The organism is Streptomyces sp. NBC_00210, from assembly GCF_045160975.1.
In the GTDB taxonomy this organism is placed as follows: Bacteria; Actinomycetota; Actinomycetes; order Streptomycetales; family Streptomycetaceae; genus Streptomyces.
In genome coordinates this window covers 1,999,651-2,016,834 of record NZ_CP108120.1, presented here as the reverse complement: position 1 = coordinate 2,016,834, position 17,184 = coordinate 1,999,651, and the positions used below count along the sequence as shown (strand labels likewise).

The 17,184-nt window shown below is 68.5% G+C and carries 14 protein-coding genes; 11 read left to right on the top strand and 3 right to left on the bottom strand.

Annotated elements, in window-relative coordinates:
- Positions 1–24 precede the first annotated feature (24 nt).
- The 10 genes from OG729_RS09115 (at position 25) to OG729_RS09070 (ending at position 11,872) form a co-directional block, all read left to right on the top strand.
- Complete coding sequence (locus OG729_RS09115) at positions 25–954, top strand: sugar ABC transporter permease (protein WP_360869384.1); 930 nt, start codon at positions 25–27, stop codon at positions 952–954.
- 14 nt (positions 955–968) lie between these two features.
- A complete protein-coding gene (locus tag OG729_RS09110; protein ID WP_405805422.1) occupies positions 969–1,898 on the top strand; it encodes a carbohydrate ABC transporter permease in 930 nt (309 codons plus the stop codon).
- Positions 1,899–1,984: 86 nt separating this feature from the next.
- Positions 1,985–2,452, top strand: a complete 468-nt coding sequence (locus OG729_RS09105; protein ID WP_405805421.1) for a MarR family winged helix-turn-helix transcriptional regulator — start codon at positions 1,985–1,987, stop codon at positions 2,450–2,452.
- A gap of 2 nt (positions 2,453–2,454) precedes the next feature.
- A complete protein-coding gene (locus OG729_RS09100; protein ID WP_405805419.1) occupies positions 2,455–2,898 on the top strand; it encodes a MarR family winged helix-turn-helix transcriptional regulator in 444 nt (147 codons plus the stop codon).
- A 493-nt stretch (positions 2,899–3,391) separates the two neighbouring features.
- Positions 3,392–4,591 carry an ROK family transcriptional regulator gene (locus OG729_RS09095; RefSeq protein WP_360869372.1) on the top strand — a complete coding sequence of 400 codons (1,200 nt, stop codon included), beginning with the start codon at positions 3,392–3,394 and terminating at the stop codon, positions 4,589–4,591.
- 121 nt (positions 4,592–4,712) lie between these two features.
- Positions 4,713–5,825 (top strand): substrate-binding domain-containing protein, encoded by a 1,113-nt coding sequence (locus tag OG729_RS09090; RefSeq protein ID WP_405805418.1) that lies wholly within the window; start codon positions 4,713–4,715, stop codon positions 5,823–5,825.
- A gap of 207 nt (positions 5,826–6,032) precedes the next feature.
- Positions 6,033–6,821 carry an ATP-binding cassette domain-containing protein gene (locus OG729_RS09085; RefSeq protein ID WP_405805417.1) on the top strand — a complete coding sequence of 263 codons (789 nt, stop codon included), beginning with the start codon at positions 6,033–6,035 and terminating at the stop codon, positions 6,819–6,821.
- On the top strand, positions 6,818–8,107 hold the full coding sequence (locus OG729_RS09080) for a sugar ABC transporter permease (RefSeq protein WP_405805416.1): 1,290 nt from the start codon (positions 6,818–6,820) through the stop codon (positions 8,105–8,107). Before OG729_RS09085 ends, OG729_RS09080 begins: the two co-directional genes overlap by 4 nt.
- Positions 8,108–8,277: 170 nt before the next feature.
- The gene (gene dxs / locus OG729_RS09075) at positions 8,278–10,191 is read left to right on the top strand and encodes a 1-deoxy-D-xylulose-5-phosphate synthase (protein ID WP_360869359.1); all 1,914 of its coding nucleotides are present in this window, start codon (positions 8,278–8,280) and stop codon (positions 10,189–10,191) included.
- A 163-nt stretch (positions 10,192–10,354) separates the two neighbouring features.
- Positions 10,355–11,872: an amino acid permease gene (locus OG729_RS09070; RefSeq protein ID WP_360869357.1), complete on the top strand. Its 1,518-nt coding sequence runs from the start codon at positions 10,355–10,357 to the stop codon at positions 11,870–11,872.
- A 112-nt stretch (positions 11,873–11,984) separates the two neighbouring features.
- Here OG729_RS09070 and OG729_RS09065 read toward each other — a convergent pair whose 3' ends face one another.
- Positions 11,985–12,386 (bottom strand): NTP pyrophosphohydrolase, encoded by a 402-nt coding sequence (locus OG729_RS09065; RefSeq protein ID WP_360869355.1) that lies wholly within the window; start codon positions 12,384–12,386, stop codon positions 11,985–11,987.
- 113 nt (positions 12,387–12,499) lie between these two features.
- On the opposite strand from OG729_RS09065, the gene OG729_RS09060 reads away from it, so the two are divergent.
- Entirely contained in the window at positions 12,500–13,651 is a 1,152-nt protein-coding gene (locus tag OG729_RS09060) for a hypothetical protein (protein WP_405805414.1), read from the top strand.
- A 91-nt stretch (positions 13,652–13,742) separates the two neighbouring features.
- On the opposite strand, the gene OG729_RS09055 is transcribed toward OG729_RS09060, so the two are convergent.
- Positions 13,743–15,878: a 3-hydroxyacyl-CoA dehydrogenase NAD-binding domain-containing protein gene (locus tag OG729_RS09055; RefSeq protein WP_360869350.1), complete on the bottom strand. Its 2,136-nt coding sequence runs from the start codon at positions 15,876–15,878 to the stop codon at positions 13,743–13,745.
- Positions 15,875–17,095: an acetyl-CoA C-acyltransferase gene (locus tag OG729_RS09050; RefSeq protein WP_360869347.1), complete on the bottom strand. Its 1,221-nt coding sequence runs from the start codon at positions 17,093–17,095 to the stop codon at positions 15,875–15,877. Before OG729_RS09050 ends, OG729_RS09055 begins: the two co-directional genes overlap by 4 nt.
- Positions 17,096–17,184: the final 89 nt, after the last annotated feature.

Genomic DNA, 17,184 nt, shown 5'->3' with positions numbered 1-17,184 from the left:
CCGGAACACCAGGGACAGGACGCCATGCGAAAAGGGCAGTACCGGTTCGTCACAGGGTTTCTTCTGGCACCCTTGGCGCTGTATCTGATCTTCGTGATCTGGCCGTATGTGCAGACGATCGGGTACTCGTTCACCGACTGGAAGGGCCAGTCGCAGACCTTCGGATTCGTCGGTATCGACAACTACACCGCTCTGTTCGATGACGACGTTTTCCTGAGCGCGATCTGGCACAACATCGTGTTCCTGGTGTTCATTCCGGTGATCACCATCCTGCTCGCCCTCTTCTTCGCCTTTATGGTGAATGCCGGCGGGCGGGGTGGTGCCGGAGGCGTCAAGGGCGTCCGGGGGTCCGGCGTCTACAAAATCGTCTACTTCTTTCCCCAGGTCCTGTCCCTGGCGATTCTCGCGGTGCTCTTCGGCGCCGTCTACCGGAGTGACGAAGGCGGCCTGCTCAACGGTCTTCTGGTCAAGGCCGGACTGGTGGACGCCGCGAGCCCGATCGAGTGGCTCAACGAGCCGGACCTCGTGCTCTGGTGCCTGATGGCCGTGGTTGTCTGGCACGGCGTGGGCTTCTATCTCGTCCTCTTCTCGGCGGCCATGCAGTCCATCCCCAGGGACATCTACGAAGCGGCGCTGCTGGACGGCGCGGGCCGGGCCCAGACCTTCTTCCGGGTCACCCTCCCGCTGCTGTGGGATTCGGTGCAGACGTCCTGGGTCTACCTCGGCATCACGGTCATGGACCTGTTCGTGCTGGTGTCGACGATGACCTCGGGGCAGTACGGAGGCGGCCCCGACCACCACAGCGAGGTCATGGCCACCGTACTGATGCGCAACTTCCTCTACTTCGGCAACAGCGGCTACGCCTGCGCCATGGGTGTCGTCATGCTCTTGCTGACCTTGATCCTTTCCGTCGTCACGCTGCGCGCCACCCGCCGCGAGCGCATCGAGTTCTGAGCAGGGGACGAGCGATGACCACACCCACCAAAGAGCCCGCGTCGACGGGCCAGGTGCCCCGGCAGCGCGCCGGAGGGCGGTCCGTCCCGCACGGCGCCCCCGCCAACGAGGGCATCACCCTCAAAGTGTTCTCCCACGGCTTCCTGGCCCTGTGGGCCGTGATGATCGTGCTGCCGCTGCTCTGGCTCGTACTGAGCTCGTTCAAGACGGACGCACAGATCGGCGGATCAGCCCTCAGCTGGCCGAGTGAATGGTCCCTGGACGTCTTCGGGCGGGCCTGGGACAAGGGCATCGGCGACTACTTCACCAACACCCTCATCGTGCTGGTCTTCTCGGTGCCCTTGACGATGCTCTTCGGCTCCATGGCCGCGTACGTCCTCGCGCGGTACGAGTTCCCGGGCAACCGGCTCATCTACTACTTCTTCGTCGGCGGGGCCATGTTCCCCGTGTTCCTCGCACTCGTACCGCTCTACTTCATGGTGCAGCGGTTCGGCATGCTGAACACGTATCAGGGCTTGATCCTCGTCTACGTCGCCTACTCGATGCCGTTCACCGTCTTCTTCATGCACTCCTTCTTCCGCACGCTTCCGACGGCTGTGCACGAGGCGGCGGTGATCGACGGAGCCTCGCACACCCGGGTGTTCTTCCAGGTCATGCTGCCGATGGCGAAGCCGGGACTGCTCAGCGTGGGGATATTCAACACACTGGGCCAATGGAATCAGTACATCCTCCCCATGGTGCTGATGCAGCCCAAGGACAACGCTGATCCGGAGCGCTATCTGCTCACGCAGGGCCTGGTCCAGCTCCAGCAGCAGCAGGGATATGCGACGGATCTGCCCGTGCTGTTCGCGGGTGTCACGATCGCCATGGTCCCGATGCTGGTGGTCTATCTCTCCTTCCAGCGGCAGGTTCAGGCCGGTCTGACGTCGGCGACGCTCAAGTAGGCCCCCGAACCCCGGCCCGTGACGGGCCGGGGTTCCATGCGGATTTATAGTAGCCATGTACATAGTAGCCATGTACTGTATCTGTCATGAGTGCAGCATCCGAGGGCCCCACGCCCGGCTTCCTGGTCTGGCGACTGTCGATGAAATGGCGGGTCGCCGTGGACCGGGCCGTCGCGCCGCTGGGTCTGACCCACGCGCAGTACTCACTGGTCGCGTCCCTGCTCGGCATGCAGCGCTCCGGGCTGCGGCCCAGCCAGCGTCAACTGGCCGACCACACCGGCCTGGAACCGCTCTATGTCTCGAAGCTGGCGCGCACTCTGGAGACCGCCGGTCTCGTGGAGCGCGTCCCGGACCCTGCCGACACGCGCGCCGTCCAGCTGTCGCTCACCTCCGAGGGGCGTGAGGTCACGCGTCGTGCGATCACCGTCGTCCAGCAGCTGCTCGATCAGCTCATGGAGCCCCTGGGGGGACTGCACGGTTCACGTGCCGAAGCCTTCTCGCGCGAACTGGCGCTCCTGCTCGACGCACCACTCGACCTTCTGACCGAGGAGTAACGATGTCCACAGCCCCGACCCTCAACGGCCAGGTCATAGGCCAGGCCCACTATGCGACGCGAGCCCTGCTGGAGAGCGTGCTGGCTCCCACCGGCACCACGTTCAATCAGTCGGTGGCGCTGAACGCCGTCGCGGGCGGCGGTGCGGCCGTCGAGCACGGCGCCCTCGTCGCCCGGATGACCGGAACATTGAAGATCGACGAGTCGGCGGTCCTGGCGACCATCGGCGAGCTCGCCGAGTCGCAGCTGCTTCAGACCCTGCCCGGTGACACGTCCCGCCTTCGCCTCACGGAAGCGGGCCGGGCGCTGAACGGGCGGATCCGGGCGGCCGTCGCCGAGATCACCGAACGGCTCTACGGCGGCCTGCCGGCCGAGGACCTGCAGACCGCGGGCCGACTGCTGACCCTGGTCACGGCCCGGGCCAACGCCGCGCTCGCCGACGCTTAGTAGTGCTTCGTGAACTCTGCCGATCTTGCCGGGCTCGCGTGCCCAGACCCCGCTCACTGATCCGGCCTGATCCGAAAGGCAGGCCCCCGGGGGATGTCCGGGGCGGCGGCGCGCGGATGCCCGCGCCCGTCGCGCCGGCACCGCGCCGGGCTGGGCGGCGCTGCGTGCCTCGACGTGTGCCTGCCGTCGCGCCGCACGTCCGGGTGCCCGCGTGCACCGCCACCGTGCGCCTGTCCCGCCCTTCCCGTGCGCCCGCTGCGCGCCCCCGCCGTGCGCCTCCCGCCCACCCGCGCCATCCTGAATTCACCCCCCGGATGGCCCCACGCCCCCACCCCGCTCATCCGTGGTTGTCACCGCTCAAGGTCTTGACGCGATAAGCCCCGGGCATTGAGCTTAGAGTTCACAAGTTGGAGAAACGTCGGGGTCTCTTCGTAGTGACCCCGACCGGGGGCGGTCGTCGCGCCGCCCACCGGGGGCAGGAGTGGATGAGTCGATGGAGACTCCGGGATCGCAGACATCTCTGCACCGGGCCAACCTTGAGCGGGTCGTGCGCGCCGTGCGCATGGCCGGCTCGCTCACGCAGGCGGAGATCGCGAGGAGTACCGGCCTCTCCGCGGCCACGGTCTCCAACATTGTTCGCGAATTGAAGGACGGCGGAACCGTCGAGGTGACGCCCACCTCCGCAGGCGGCCGCCGGGCCCGCAGCGTCTCCCTCAGCGGTGACGCCGGCGTCGTCATCGGCGTCGACTTCGGCCACACCCACCTGCGCGTCGCCGTCGGCAACCTCGCCCACCAGGTGCTGGCCGAGGAGTCCGAGCCGCTCGATGTGGACGCCTCCTCCGCGCAGGGCTTCGGCCGGGCGGAACAGCTGGTCAACCGGCTGATCGCAGAGACCGGCATCGGCCCGGACAAGGTGATCGGCGTCGGCCTCGGCGTGCCGGGCCCCATCGACGTGGAATCGGGCACGCTCGGCTCCACATCGATTCTGCCGGGCTGGACCGGCATCAACCCCAGCGAGGAGCTCTCCGGGCGGCTCGGCGTGCCCGTGTACGTCGACAACGACGCGAATCTCGGCGCCTTGGGCGAGCTGGTCTGGGGCAGCGGCCGAGGGGTGCGCGACCTCGCATACATCAAGGTCGCCAGCGGTGTCGGCGCCGGTCTGGTGATAGACGGCCAGATCTACCGCGGCCCCGGCGGCACCGCCGGCGAGATCGGCCACATCACGCTGGACGAGTCGGGCCCGGTCTGCCGCTGCGGCAACCGCGGCTGCCTGGAGACCTTCACCGCGGCCCGCTATGTACTGCCGCTGCTGCAGTCCAGTCACGGCGCCGATCTGACCATGGAGCGCGTGGTCCAGCTGGCCCGTGAGGGCGACCCAGGCTGCCGCCGGGTGATCGCCGACGTCGGACGGCACATCGGCAGCGGCGTGGCAAATCTGTGCAATCTGCTCAACCCGAGTCGCGTCGTGCTGGGCGGAAATCTCGCCGAAGCGGGAGAATTGGTTCTCGGACCGATCCGAGAGTCGGTATCCCGGTACGCGATTCCCAGCGCGGCACGCCAGTTGTCCGTCCTCCCCGGGGCGCTCGGAGGGCGTGCCGAGGTACTGGGCTCACTGGCCCTCGTACTCAGCGAAATGGGCGATTCGACCCTTCTGGACAGCTCGCTCCCAGCCGGGGCACCTGTCTTCACTTAGATAACGAATGGCACCGTTGTCATCTCGTTAAGGATTTACTCCTTGACGCTGGCGGCGGGGCCGAGTTGACTTCCAGCCACCTCGGCCGCAGCGACGCGGCCTCGTCAGGGAGGTTTCGAAGATGAACACGCGTATGCGTCGTGCCGCCGTAGCTGTAGCCGCCACCACGATGGCTGTGTCCCTCGCCGCCTGTGGCAGCGCCAAGGAGTCGGGCGAGACGACGAAGTCGAGCGGCGCGGCCAAGGGCGACAACATCAAGATCGGTCTGCTCCTGCCCGAGAACCAGACCGCGCGCTACGAGCAGTTCGACAAGCCGCTCATCGAGAAGAAGATCAGCGAGCTGACCAACGGCAAGGCCCAGGTCGTCTACGCCAACGCCAAGCAGGACGCCACCCTGCAGACGCAGCAGATCGACACGATGATCACCAACAAGGTGGACGCCCTCATCGTCGACTCGGTCGACTCCAAGGCCATCGCCGGCGGCATCAAGAAGGCCAAGGAGGCCGGCATCCCCGTCGTCGCCTACGACCGCCTGGCCGAGGGCCCGATCAACGCCTACACCTCGTTCGACAACGAAGAGGTCGGCCACGTCCAGGGCAAGGCCCTGCTGGCGGCCCTGGGTGCCAAGGCCAAGGACGGCCAGATCGTGATGATGAACGGCGCGATCACCGACCCGAACGCCGCCCTGTTCAAGAAGGGCGCGCTGGCCGAGCTCAACGGCAAGGTGAACGTCGGCAAGTCGTACGACACCAAGGAGTGGAAGCCGGAGAACGCCAACGCCAACATGGAGGCCGCGATCTCGGCCCTCGGCAAGGACAAGATCATCGGCGTCTACTCCGCCAACGACGGCATGGCGGGCGGCATCATCACCGCCCTCAAGGCCGCCGGCTTCTCCCCGCTCCCGCCGGTCACCGGCCAGGACGCCGAGCTCGCCGGTGTGCAGCGCATCGTCGCGGGTGAGCAGTACATGAGCGTCTACAAGCCGTACGCCCCGGAGGCCGCCGCGGCCGCGCAGATGGCCGTTCTGCTCGCCAAGGGCGAGAAGCTCGACTCCGTCGCCCAGGCGGACGTCGACAGCCCGACCACCAAGAAGATCCCCTCGGTGCTCGTCCCGGTCGTCTCGCTGACCAAGGACAACATCAAGGACACGGTCGTCAAGGACGGCGTCTACACCGTCGCCCAGATCTGCACCCCGAAGTACAAGGCCGCCTGCGACGCGATCGGCCTGAAGTAGGTTCCCCCGGCCCGGAGGGTCTCATCGCCCTCGGGGTCGCACGGGACTTACCACCCCTGGAAGCCTGTCCGGCGTTCCGCCCCTTCCAGCCCCCGCTATCGAGGCGGGGCGCCGGACAGAAACGCTTCTCCACAACTGTTCGCTTCTGCTCAGCCTCCGCGCCCGGTCCCCCGGCGCGGAATCCCCGCCGGTCAGGCGGCGAAGGAGATGGTTCACGTGTCCGCTACGCCCGTGCTGGCGTTGCGCGGGGTCTCCAAGCGATTCGGTGCCGTTCAGGCGCTCACCGACGTAGAGCTTGAGGTCCACTCCGGTGAAGTGGTCGCCCTGGTGGGCGACAACGGCGCCGGAAAGTCCACGCTGGTCAAGACGATCGCCGGCGTGCATCCCATCGATGAGGGCGTCATCGAGTGGGACGGAGACGCCGTTTCGATCAACAGGCCGCACGACGCCCAGAACCTGGGTATCGCGACCGTCTACCAGGACCTCGCGCTGTGCGACAACATCGACGTCGTCGGAAACCTCTACCTCGGCCGGGAGATCCGCAAGCGCGGCGTCCTCAACGAGGTGGAGATGGAGCGCCGCGCCCGGGAGCTCCTCAACACGCTGTCGATCCGCATCCCCAGCGTCCGTATCCCGATCGCCTCGCTCTCCGGCGGTCAGCGCCAGACGGTGGCCATCGCGCGTTCCATGCTCGGTGAGCCCAAGCTCGTCATCCTCGACGAGCCCACCGCCGCCCTCGGTGTCGAGCAGACCGCCCAGGTCCTCGACCTCGTCGAGCGGCTGCGCGAGCGTGGCCACGCCGTGATCCTGATCAGCCACAACATGGCGGACGTCAAGGCCGTCGCGGACAAGGTCGCCGTGCTGCGCCTCGGCCGCAACAACGGTGTCTTCGACGTCAAGTCCACCTCGCAGGAAGAGATCATCTCCGCCATCACCGGCGCCACGGACAACGCCGTGACCCGTCGTGCGGCGCGCAGCACGGAGGTTTCGAAGTGAACACCGAAAAGACCTCCACCCCCACCGACGCGCCCGTCGTGAACCCGGAGGCCGCGCACGACGCGGTCACGGCGGTCGACCCCCGGCTGCTCGTACGTGAGCAGGGCCTGAAGGGCTACGTCTCGGAGTTCCGGCGCAAGCTGCACGCCGGTGATCTCGGCTCGATCCCCGTGGTCATCGGCCTGATCATCATCTGCATCATCTTCCAGAGCCTGAACTCCAACTTCCTCTCGGCGCAGAACCTCAGCAACATCGCCGTGACGATGGTCGCCACCGGCATGATGGCCGTCGGCATCATCTTCGTGCTGCTGCTCGGCGAGATCGACCTGTCGGTCGGCTCGGTCAGCGGTGTCTCCGGCGCGATCGTCGCGGTGCTGACCGTCACCCACGGGATGAACGAGTGGCTCGCGGTGATCATCGCGATCGCGAGCGGCGCGGCCATCGGCGCCGTCCACGGCTTCTTCTTCGCCAGGATCGGTGCGCCCGCGTTCGCCGTCACCCTGGCCGGTCTGCTGTTCTGGCTGGGCTTCATGCTCCAGCTGCTCGGCGAGAACGGCACCATCAACCTGGACAGCGACGGCGTGGTCGGCAAGCTGACCACGTACTACTTCTCGGACGTTGCGGCCGCCTACGGCCTTGCCGCGGTCGCGGTCGCGGGCTTCTTCCTGTCGTCCTACTTCGACAACCGCCGGCGCGCGGAGGCGGGCATCCCGTCCCGGCCGCTGAGCGACACCATCTTCCGTACGGTGGTGCTCGGCGTGATCGCGTTCGCCGCGGCGGTCATGTTCAACCAGTACAAGGGCCTGCCGCTGGCGCTGGTCCTGTTCCTGGCGGTGCTGGTTCTCACGGACTTCGTGCTCCGCCGCACCACGTACGGCCGCAAGATCTTCGCGCTCGGCGGCAGCGTCGAGGCCTCCCGGCGTGCGGGTATCAACGTCACGGCCGTCCGTATCTCGGTCTTCGCGATCGCGGGCACCTTCGCCGCCATCGGCGGCCTGTTCTGGGCCTCGAAGATCGCGGCGGCCAACCAGAGCGCCGGCGCCGGCGACCTGCTGATGAACGTCATCGCGGCGGCCGTCATCGGCGGCACCAGCCTCTTCGGCGGACGCGGCCGGACCTGGAACGCGCTGCTCGGTGTCATGGTGATCGTCTCGATCCAGTACGGGCTCGCGCTGGAGGGCATCGCAACGCCGATCCAGTACATGATCACCGGCGGCGTGCTGCTGGCGACCGTGGTGATCGACTCCATCACCCGCAAGACCCAGAAGACCGCGGGCCGCGCCTGACCACGGCTCCGCAGGAGTGCCCGGCACCGTTCGCGGTGCCGGGCACCTCTGTGTTTCACCCGATGGCGTGATCGTGATGTAGATCGCACCGCCCGCCGACCGGGGTAGCAGGCGGAACATTAGACTCGGCAGACCGGCAAGCTGGACCGCACAACTGCAAGGAGGCACGGGTGGCGTTGCTGACCCGCATCACGGGACCGCGCGATCTGGACCGGCTCGGCCCGGAGCAGCTGGAACGGCTGGCAGCCGAGATCCGGACCTTCCTCGTCGACGCGGTCTCCAAGACCGGCGGTCACCTCGGTCCCAACCTCGGTGTGGTCGAGCTGACCATCGCCCTGCACCGTGTCTTCGACTCGCCGAAGGACAAGGTCCTCTTCGACACCGGCCACCAGAGCTACGTCCACAAGCTGCTCACCGGCCGCCAGGACTTCTCCAGGCTCAAGATGAAGGGCGGCCTCTCCGGCTACCCAGCGCGTGCCGAGTCCGAGCACGACATCATCGAGAACTCCCATGCATCCACCGTCCTCGGCTGGGCCGACGGCCTCGCCAAGGCCAACGAGGTGCTGAAGAAGGACGATCACGTCGTCGCCGTCATCGGCGACGGTGCGCTCACCGGCGGCATGGCCTGGGAGGCGCTGAACAACATCGCGGCCGCCAAGGACCGCCCGCTGGTGATCGTCGTCAACGACAACGAGCGCTCGTACGCCCCGACGATCGGCGGCCTTGCCAACCACCTCGCCACGCTGCGTACAACCGACGGCTACGAGCGTTTCCTGGCCCGCGGCAAGGACATCCTGGAGCGCACTCCCGTCGTCGGGAAGCCGCTGTACGAGACCCTGCACGGCGCCAAGAAGGGCCTGAAGGACTTCATCGCCCCGCAGGGCATGTTCGAGGACCTCGGCCTGAAGTACGTGGGCCCCATCGACGGCCACGACATCGAGGCCCTGGAGTCCGCCCTGGCCCGCGCCAAGCGCTTCGGCGGCCCCGTCATCGTCCACTGCCTCACCGAGAAGGGCCGCGGCTACCAGCCCGCCCTCCAGGACGAGGCGGACCGCTTCCACGCCGTCGGCAAGATCCACCCCGACACCGGCCTGCCGATCGCCAGCTCCGGCCTCGACTGGACCTCGGTCTTCGGCGAGGAGATGGTCGAGCTCGGCAAGGAGCGCAAGGACATCGTCGCGATCACCGCCGCGATGCTGCAGCCGGTCGGTCTCGACAAGTTCGCCAAGGCGTTCCCGGACCGCGTCTACGACGTCGGCATCGCCGAGCAGCACGGCGCGGTCTCCGCCGCCGGCCTCGCCACCGGCGGACTGCACCCCGTCTTCGCCGTGTACGCCACGTTCCTCAACCGCGCCTTCGACCAAGTGCTGATGGATGTGGCCCTGCACCAGTGCGGCGTCACCTTCGTACTGGACCGCGCGGGCGTCACCGGCACCGACGGCGCCTCGCACAACGGCATGTGGGACATGTCGATCCTGCAGGTCGTCCCCGGGCTGCGGATCGCCGCCCCGCGCGACGCCGACCAGGTCCGCTCCCAGCTGCGTGAGGCCGTGGAGGTGGACGACGCGCCCACCGTGGTGCGCTTCTCCAAGGGCGCGGTCGGCCCGGCCGTGAAGGCCCTGGGCAGGGTCGGCGGCATGGACGTCCTGCGCAACGCGGACACCGACCGGCCCGACGTCCTGCTCGTCTCCGTCGGCGCGCTCGCCCCGATGTGCCTGGAGATCGCCGACCTGCTCGACGCCCAGGGCATCTCGACCACCGTCGTCGACCCGCGCTGGGTCAAGCCGGTCGACGAGGCGCTCGCGCCGCTCGCCGAGCAGCACCGCGTCGTCGTCACCGTCGAGGACAACAGCCGTGTCGGCGGCGTCGGTTCCGCGGTCTCACAGGCCCTGCGCGACGCGGGCGTCGACGTACCGCTGCGCGACTTCGGCATCCCGCCGCGCTTCCTCGACCACGCCTCCCGCAAGGAGGTCATGGCGGAGATCGGCCTGACCGCCCCGGACATCGCCCGGCAGGTCACCGGCCTGGTCTCCAAGCTGGACGGGCGGTTCGAGAACGAGGCCGTGGAGCCCGCGCGCGACTGAGCGGAAGCCACCGGGCCCGGTTTCCTGTCGCCGATGGGCCGGTCGGTCACCCTGTATGGGTGGTCCGACCGGCCCATTCGCGTGAAATCCACCCGTACGGAGCTCAGTCGGGCCGCCAATGTCCGAATCATGGCGTTCACGACGAGTGCGTGGAGGTACGCCGGTGAGTACGCAGCAGGACACGGGCCCGCGCGGGAACGGGCTGTTCAGGACCAAGACGGTCGAGCAGTCGATCCGCGACACCGAAGAACCGGAGCACGCCCTCAAGAAGTCCCTCTCGGCATGGGATCTGACGGTCTTCGGCGTCGGTGTCATCATCGGCACCGGCATCTTCGTCCTCACCGGGAAGGTGGCCAAGGAGAACGCGGGACCCGCGACCGCCCTCGCCTTCGTCGCCGCCGGCATCGTCTGTGCGCTGGCGGCCCTGTGCTACGCCGAGTTCGCCTCAACCGTCCCGGTGGCCGGGTCGGCGTACACCTTCGCGTACGCCTCCATCGGTGAGCTGCCCGCCTGGATCATCGGCTGGGACCTCGTCCTCGAATTCGCGCTGGGCACGGCCGTCGTCGCGGTCGGCTGGTCCGGCTATGTGCGCTCTCTGATGGACAATGCGGGCTGGCATCTGGCGAATGCGCTGGAAGGCCCCGACGTACCAGGCGGGACCTTCGACCTCCTGGCCTTCCTGCTGGTCCTGGTGCTGACCGCGATCCTGGTGGTCGGCATGAAGCTGTCCGCCAACATCACCACGGTTGTCGTGGCCATCAAGGTGACGGTGGTCATGATCGTGATCATCGCGGGGCTGTTCTTCATCGTGGGCGACAACTACTCGCCGTTCATCCCCGAGGCGGTGACCCCGAAGGGCGGGCTGGGCTGGGAAGACGCCCCCATGGTGCAGCTGATTTTCGGTTACAAAGCCACCAACTTCGGCGTCATGGGCATCTTCACCGCCGCCTCCGTCGTCTTCTTCGCCTTCATCGGCTTCGACGTCGTGGCCACCGCCGCCGAGGAGACCAAGTTCCCGCAGCGCGACATGCCACGCGGCATCCTCGGCTCGCTCCTCATCTGCACGGTGCTGTACGTGGCCGTCTCGCTCGTGGTCACCGGCATGCAGCACTACACCAAGCTGTCGGTCAGCGCGCCCCTCGCCGACGCCTTCAAGGCCACCGGTCACCCCTGGTACGCCGGCGCCATCAGCTTCGGCGCCGCCGTCGGCCTCACCACCGTGTGTCTCATCCTGCTGCTCGGGCAGACGCGCGTGTTCTTCGCGATGAGCCGCGACGGTCTGCTGCCCCGCTTCTTCTCCATCACACACCCGCGCTTCAGGACCCCGTACCGCCCGACCATCCTGCTGGGCGTCCTCATCGCCGTCATCGCGGGCTTCACCAGCATCAACGAGCTCGCGACCCTGGTGAACATCGGCACTCTCTTCGCGTTCGTCGTCGTGGCCGTCGGTGTGATGGTCCTGCGCCGCACCCGCCCCGATCTGCCCCGCTCGTTCCGCACGCCGTGGGTGCCGTTCATCCCGATCCTGTCGATCGCCGCATCGTTCTGGCTGATGCTGAACCTGCCGGGCGAGACGTGGCTCCGCTTCGCCGTCTGGATGCTGATCGGCTTCGTCGTGTACTTCCTCTACGGGCGCAGGAACAGCCGCCTCGGCAAAGTGGGCCAAGAGGCCACGTACTGACCGGCGTCCGGCTCCCGGACCGTTTTGCCCGGCCCCGTGCATCTCGCTGCGACGAGGTGTACGGGGCCGGAGACTGCGTCCCGCCGCGCGAGTGGCCCATGTCGGCGCCTCTCTATGTGCGTTCGCCCCGCGGCTGAGGGGTGGACGCCCGCACGCTCCGCGGCCCCACGCACTCGGCGCCGTACGCCTCCACCCGCCGTCTCAGCTCCCTGTCGGCGGTGACCACCACACACGGCCGGCCCGGCTCGCGCTCTGCCACGAGCTCCACGATCCGGTCGTCGCCGCTGCCCGGCGCGGACTCGACCCGTACGCCCGGCACACTCTCGACTCCGCGGGCGGCCCCCTCCACGACCAGGACGATCTCGGCAGGGCCGGGATGCCCGGGGAGCCCGGAAGCCTCGAATCCGGCCAGCCGGTCCCGCAGCCGCTCGGCGGCCCCGCGGCGGTCGCGCCACCACCCGTCAGGGACCGAACCGATCACATTCGCCGCGTCGACGATCACCAGTGTTCGCATCAGAAATCCCCAAAAATTCCCTGCCCGGCTGGGTGTTATTGTCGCAGGACTTCATGGAGCGTTGTACTCGGCCGCTCAGTGCGGTTCTCATCAGGAAAGGTGGCCGGTGAGCCATGGCGTTGGGGCCTGCGCGAAGATCCAGGCGAGAAGCGGGCCGGACTCGCGAGGTTTCCACCCCACTGCGGAAGCACGTCCCGGTCAGCACTGCGGAGGACGGCAGTCCGACGGCCACCGGCTGGCTGCTGCTCGGCAAGGACGGCCGGCTTACGGCGTACGCACCCACCCCGGGCGGTGTGCTGCGCTGGACCGAGACCAGGCCGGCCGGTCCCCAGTGGTCGGGACCCGAGCTGGTCGCCAAGGCTGAGGGCCTGCTGCCGTATCTCTCGCTCGCCCAGGGCGCGGACGGCTATGTGCACCTCTTCGGTGTGCTGCAGACCCCGGCCGGCGGTGGCCAGGTCCGTACGGACGTCGTCCACTCGATCCAGTACCAGTCGGCCCGTCCGGTCAAGGAGTGGCAGCCGCTGGGCACCCCCTATCCGAATGACCTGGGGCTCGCCGCGCAGATAGGCCGTCCGGCGGCGGTCGTTGACGGCGTGGGCAATGTCCATGTCTTCGTACGCAACGCCGGTGGCGGGGTGTGCGGACGCAGCCAGACCACCACCGGCGCGTGGAATCCCTGGGCCGACCTCAAGGGCAGCGGGGCCCACGGCCGACTGGCCGCCGGCGCGGCCGCCGGAGGCCGCGCCGAGATTCTCGCGCCCGCCCGCGACGGCATCATGCGCTGGGTGCAGGACGGCGACGAGCCCCTGTTCACCAGGGACGCCGACATCCCCTCGCAGGTCCAGGACGGCTCGGTGTCCGCCGTGCCGACCGGCGACGGCCGGCTCACGTTCTTCTGGCGCGACGACAAGTCCGCCGAGGTGCACGCCTGGCGGCAGGACAATGTGCCCGAGCCACTGGGCGGCGGCACGGGGTCAGGGCCGGTCGCGCTGCTGCGGGCCTCCGTGGACGGTCACGACTGCACGCTCATGGCCCACCGGGACGCCGACGGTCGGCCCGCCCTGGCCGCCTACCCGACGGAGACCGAGTCCGCGGGTGCGGTCTGGACCGGCACCGGAGAGGCGTGCGTGGGCGCTCCGGCGCTCGCCGTCGATGCGGACGGGCGCGTGGTGCTCGCCGCGTTCGGCCCGGACGGCAGCCTGCGGATCACCCGGCAGAAGACGAACGAGTCCGGTCTGGCCATGGAGGCCTGGACGAGGCACTGAGCCGGACCAGGCGATGAGCCGGACCAGGCACTGAGCACACAGCAGGCGGCCCCGGCACCGATATCGGTGCCGGGGCCGCCTGTTTGACGCGTTACGCCGGGACGCTCGCGACGCCCTGCGCCAGGAACGGCTTGCCGTTCACCCGCTGGGAGACACCCTCACGGTCCAGGTACGGCGTGATGCCGCCCAGGTGGAAGGGCCAGCCGGCACCCGTGATCAGGCAGAGGTCGATGTCCTGGGGCTCGGCCACGACACCCTCGTCCAGCATCAGACCGATCTCCTGCGCGACCGCGTTCAGCACGCGCTCGCGGGTCTCCTCCTCGGTCAGGACGACATCGCCCTGCTTGAGGAGGGCGGAGACCTCCGGGTCCAGCTCCGGCTTGAAGTTGTTCTCCGCGGAGTAGACGTAGAAGCCGCGCTTGCCCGCCTTGACGACGGCGGCCAGGTTCTCGGAGACCGTGAAACGGTCCGGGAAGGCCCGGTTGAGGGTCTCGGAGACGTGCAGGCCGATCGCCGGGCCCACCAGCTCCAGCAGAACCAGCGGCGACATCGGCAGACCCAGCGGCTCGACGGCCTTCTCGGCGACCTCGACGGGGGTGCCCTCGTCGATGACGTTCTGGATCTCGCCCATGAAGCGCGTCAGGACGCGGTTGACCACGAAGGCCGGGGCGTCCTTGACCAGCACTGCGGTCTTCTTCAGCTTCTTCGCGACACCGAAGGCGGTGGCGAGGGACGCGTCGTCCGTCTTCTCACCGCGGACGATCTCCAGCAGCGGGAGGACCGCGACCGGGTTGAAGAAGTGGAAGCCGACCACGCGCTCCGGGTGGTTCAGCTTCGATGCCATCTCGGTGACCGACAGCGAGGAGGTGTTGGTGGCGAGGATCGCGTGCGCCGGGGCGACCGCCTCGACCTCCGCGAACACCTGCTGCTTGACGCCGATCTCCTCGAAGACGGCCTCAATGATGAAGTCGGCGTCAAAGAAGCCCTCGGCCTTGTCCAGCACACCGGTGACCAGGGCCTTGAGGCGGTTGGCCTTGTCCTGGTTGATACGGCCCTTGCCGAGCAGCTTCTCGATCTCGGCGTGGACGTAGCCCACACCCTTGTCGACGCGCTCCTGGTCGATGTCGGTCAGCACGACCGGCACCTCGAGGCGGCGCAGGAAGAGCAGCGCCAGCTGCGAGGCCATCAGACCTGCGCCGACGACGCCGACCTTGGTGACCGGGCGGGCGAGCGACTTGTCCGGCGCACCGGCCGGGCGCTTGCCGCGCTTCTGCACCAGGTTGAAGGCGTAGATGCCGCTGCGCAGCTCGCCGCCCATGATCAGGTCCGCGAGGGCGGCGTCCTCGGCGTCGAAGCCCGCCTGCAGGTCGCCGTTCTTGGCGGCGGCGATGATGTCCAGCGCGCGGTAGGCGGCCGGGGCCGCGCCGTGCACCTTGGAGTCGGCGATGAAGCGGCCGCGCGCGACGGCCTGGTCCCAGGCCTCGCCACGGTCGACCTCGGGACGCTCGACCGCGATGTCGCCCTTGAGGACGGACGCCGTCCAGATCAGCGACTGCTCCAGGAAGTCCGCGCCCTCGAAGATCGCGTCGGCGATGCCGAGCTCGAAGACCTGGGCGCCCCTCAGCTGCCTGTTCTGGTTGAGCGAGTTCTCGATGATCACCGAGACCGCGCGGTCCGCGCCGATCAGGTTCGGCAGGATCGCGCAGCCGCCCCAGCCGGGGACGAGGCCGAGGAAGACCTCGGGCAGCGAGAAGGCCGGGATCGCCTTGGAGATGGTGCGGTACGAGCAGTGCAGGCCGACCTCGACGCCGCCGCCCATCGCCGCGCCGTTGTAGTACGCGAACGTCGGGACCGCGAGAGCGGACAGCCGCTTGAAGACGTCGTGGCCGCCCTTGCCGATGGCGAGCGCGTCTTCGTGCCGCTTCAGCAGTTCGACGCCCTTGAGGTCGGCGCCGACGGCGAAGATGAACGGCTTGCCGGTGATGCCGACGCCGACGATCGCGCCCTCAGCCGCTTCCTTCTCGACCTGGTCGATGGCGGCGTTCAGGTTGGCCAGCGACTGGGGGCCGAAGGTGGTCGGCTTGGTGTGGTCCAGGCCGTTGTCCAGCGTGATGAGCGCGAACTTGCCCGCGCCCGCGGGGAGGTCGAGGTGGCGTACATGCGCCTGCGTGACGACCTCGTCCGGGAACAGCTCGGCCGCGCCCTTCAGGAGTTCAGTGGTGCTCACTTGTTGCCTCCGTCGAAGTGCGGGTTCTCCCAGATGACCGTCGCGCCCATGCCGAAGCCGACGCACATGGTGGTGAGGCCGTAGCGGACCTCCGGCTGCTCCTCGAACTGCCGCGCCAGCTGCGTCATCAGACGCACACCGGAGGAGGCGAGCGGGTGGCCGAACGCGATGGCGCCGCCGTACTGGTTGACGCGCGCGTCGTCGTCCGCGATGCCGTAGTGGTCCAGGAACGCCAGGACCTGGACGGCGAACGCCTCGTTGACCTCGAAGAGGTTGATGTCCTCGATCGACAGGCCCGCCTTGGCGAGGGCCTTCTCGGTCGCGGGGATCGGGCCGTAGCCCATCACCTCGGGCTCGACGCCCGCGAAGGCGTACGAGACCAGGCGCATCTTGACCGGCAGGTTGTTCTCGCGCGCGAAGTCCTCGGAGGCGATGATCGACGCGGTGGCACCGTCGTTGAGACCGGCGGCGTTACCGGCGGTGACGCGGCCGTGCACACGGAACGGCGTCTTCAGACCGGCCAGGCTCTCCAGCGTCGTGCCCGGGCGCATCGGCTCGTCGGCGGTGACCAGGCCCCAGCCGGTCTCGCCGGCCTCGGGGTTGGTCCGGCGTACGGAGATCGGCACCAGGTCCTGCTGGATCTTGCCGTTGGCGTACGCCTTGGCGGCCTTCTCCTGCGAGCGCACGGCGTACTCGTCGGCGCGCTGCTTGGTGATGTGCGGGTAGCGGTCGTGCAGGTTCTCCGCGGTCATGCCCATGAAGAGGGCGGACTCGTCGACCAGCTTCTCCGACACGAAGCGGGGGTTCGGGTCGACGCCCTCACCCATGGGGTGGCGGCCCATGTGCTCGACACCACCGGCGATGGCGACGTCGTACGCACCGAAGGCCACGCCGCCCGCCACCGCGGTCACGGCGGTCAGGGCGCCGGCACACATACGGTCGATGGAGTAGCCCGGCACCGACTGCGGCAGACCCGCGAGGATGCCCGCGGTCCGGCCGATGGTCAGACCCTGGTCACCGATCTGCGTGGTCGCGGCGATGGCGACCTCGTCGATCTGCTGGGGGTCGAGGTCCGGGTTGCGCCGCAGCAGCTCCCGGATGGCCTTCACGACGAGATCGTCGGCACGGGTCTCGTGGTAAATGCCCTTCGGGCCCGCCTTGCCGAACGGGGTGCGGACGCCGTCGACGAAGACGACGTCCCTGACGGTACGAGGCACGATGGCTCTCCTCCAGGGTGCGGGGTGGCACTGCTGCGGGCGCGCGGCTAAGCGCGCGCTTCCTGGACTCATGCTACTTGCGGGTAACC

What these genes read in the sequence shown, in the direction of transcription:
- OG729_RS09115 (WP_360869384.1), top strand. Translation starts at nt 25, where the DNA reads ATGCGAAAAGGGCAGTACCGGTTCGTCACAGGGTTTCTTCTGGCACCC.
- OG729_RS09110 (WP_405805422.1), top strand. Translation starts at nt 969, where the DNA reads ATGACCACACCCACCAAAGAGCCCGCGTCGACGGGCCAGGTGCCCCGG.
- OG729_RS09105 (WP_405805421.1), top strand. Translation starts at nt 1,985, where the DNA reads ATGAGTGCAGCATCCGAGGGCCCCACGCCCGGCTTCCTGGTCTGGCGA.
- OG729_RS09100 (WP_405805419.1), top strand. Translation starts at nt 2,455, where the DNA reads ATGTCCACAGCCCCGACCCTCAACGGCCAGGTCATAGGCCAGGCCCAC.
- OG729_RS09095 (WP_360869372.1), top strand. Translation starts at nt 3,392, where the DNA reads ATGGAGACTCCGGGATCGCAGACATCTCTGCACCGGGCCAACCTTGAG.
- OG729_RS09090 (WP_405805418.1), top strand. Translation starts at nt 4,713, where the DNA reads ATGAACACGCGTATGCGTCGTGCCGCCGTAGCTGTAGCCGCCACCACG.
- OG729_RS09085 (WP_405805417.1), top strand. Translation starts at nt 6,033, where the DNA reads ATGGTTCACGTGTCCGCTACGCCCGTGCTGGCGTTGCGCGGGGTCTCC.
- OG729_RS09065 (WP_360869355.1), bottom strand. Translation starts at nt 12,386, where the DNA reads ATGCGAACACTGGTGATCGTCGACGCGGCGAATGTGATCGGTTCGGTC.
- OG729_RS09060 (WP_405805414.1), top strand. Translation starts at nt 12,500, where the DNA reads ATGGCGTTGGGGCCTGCGCGAAGATCCAGGCGAGAAGCGGGCCGGACT.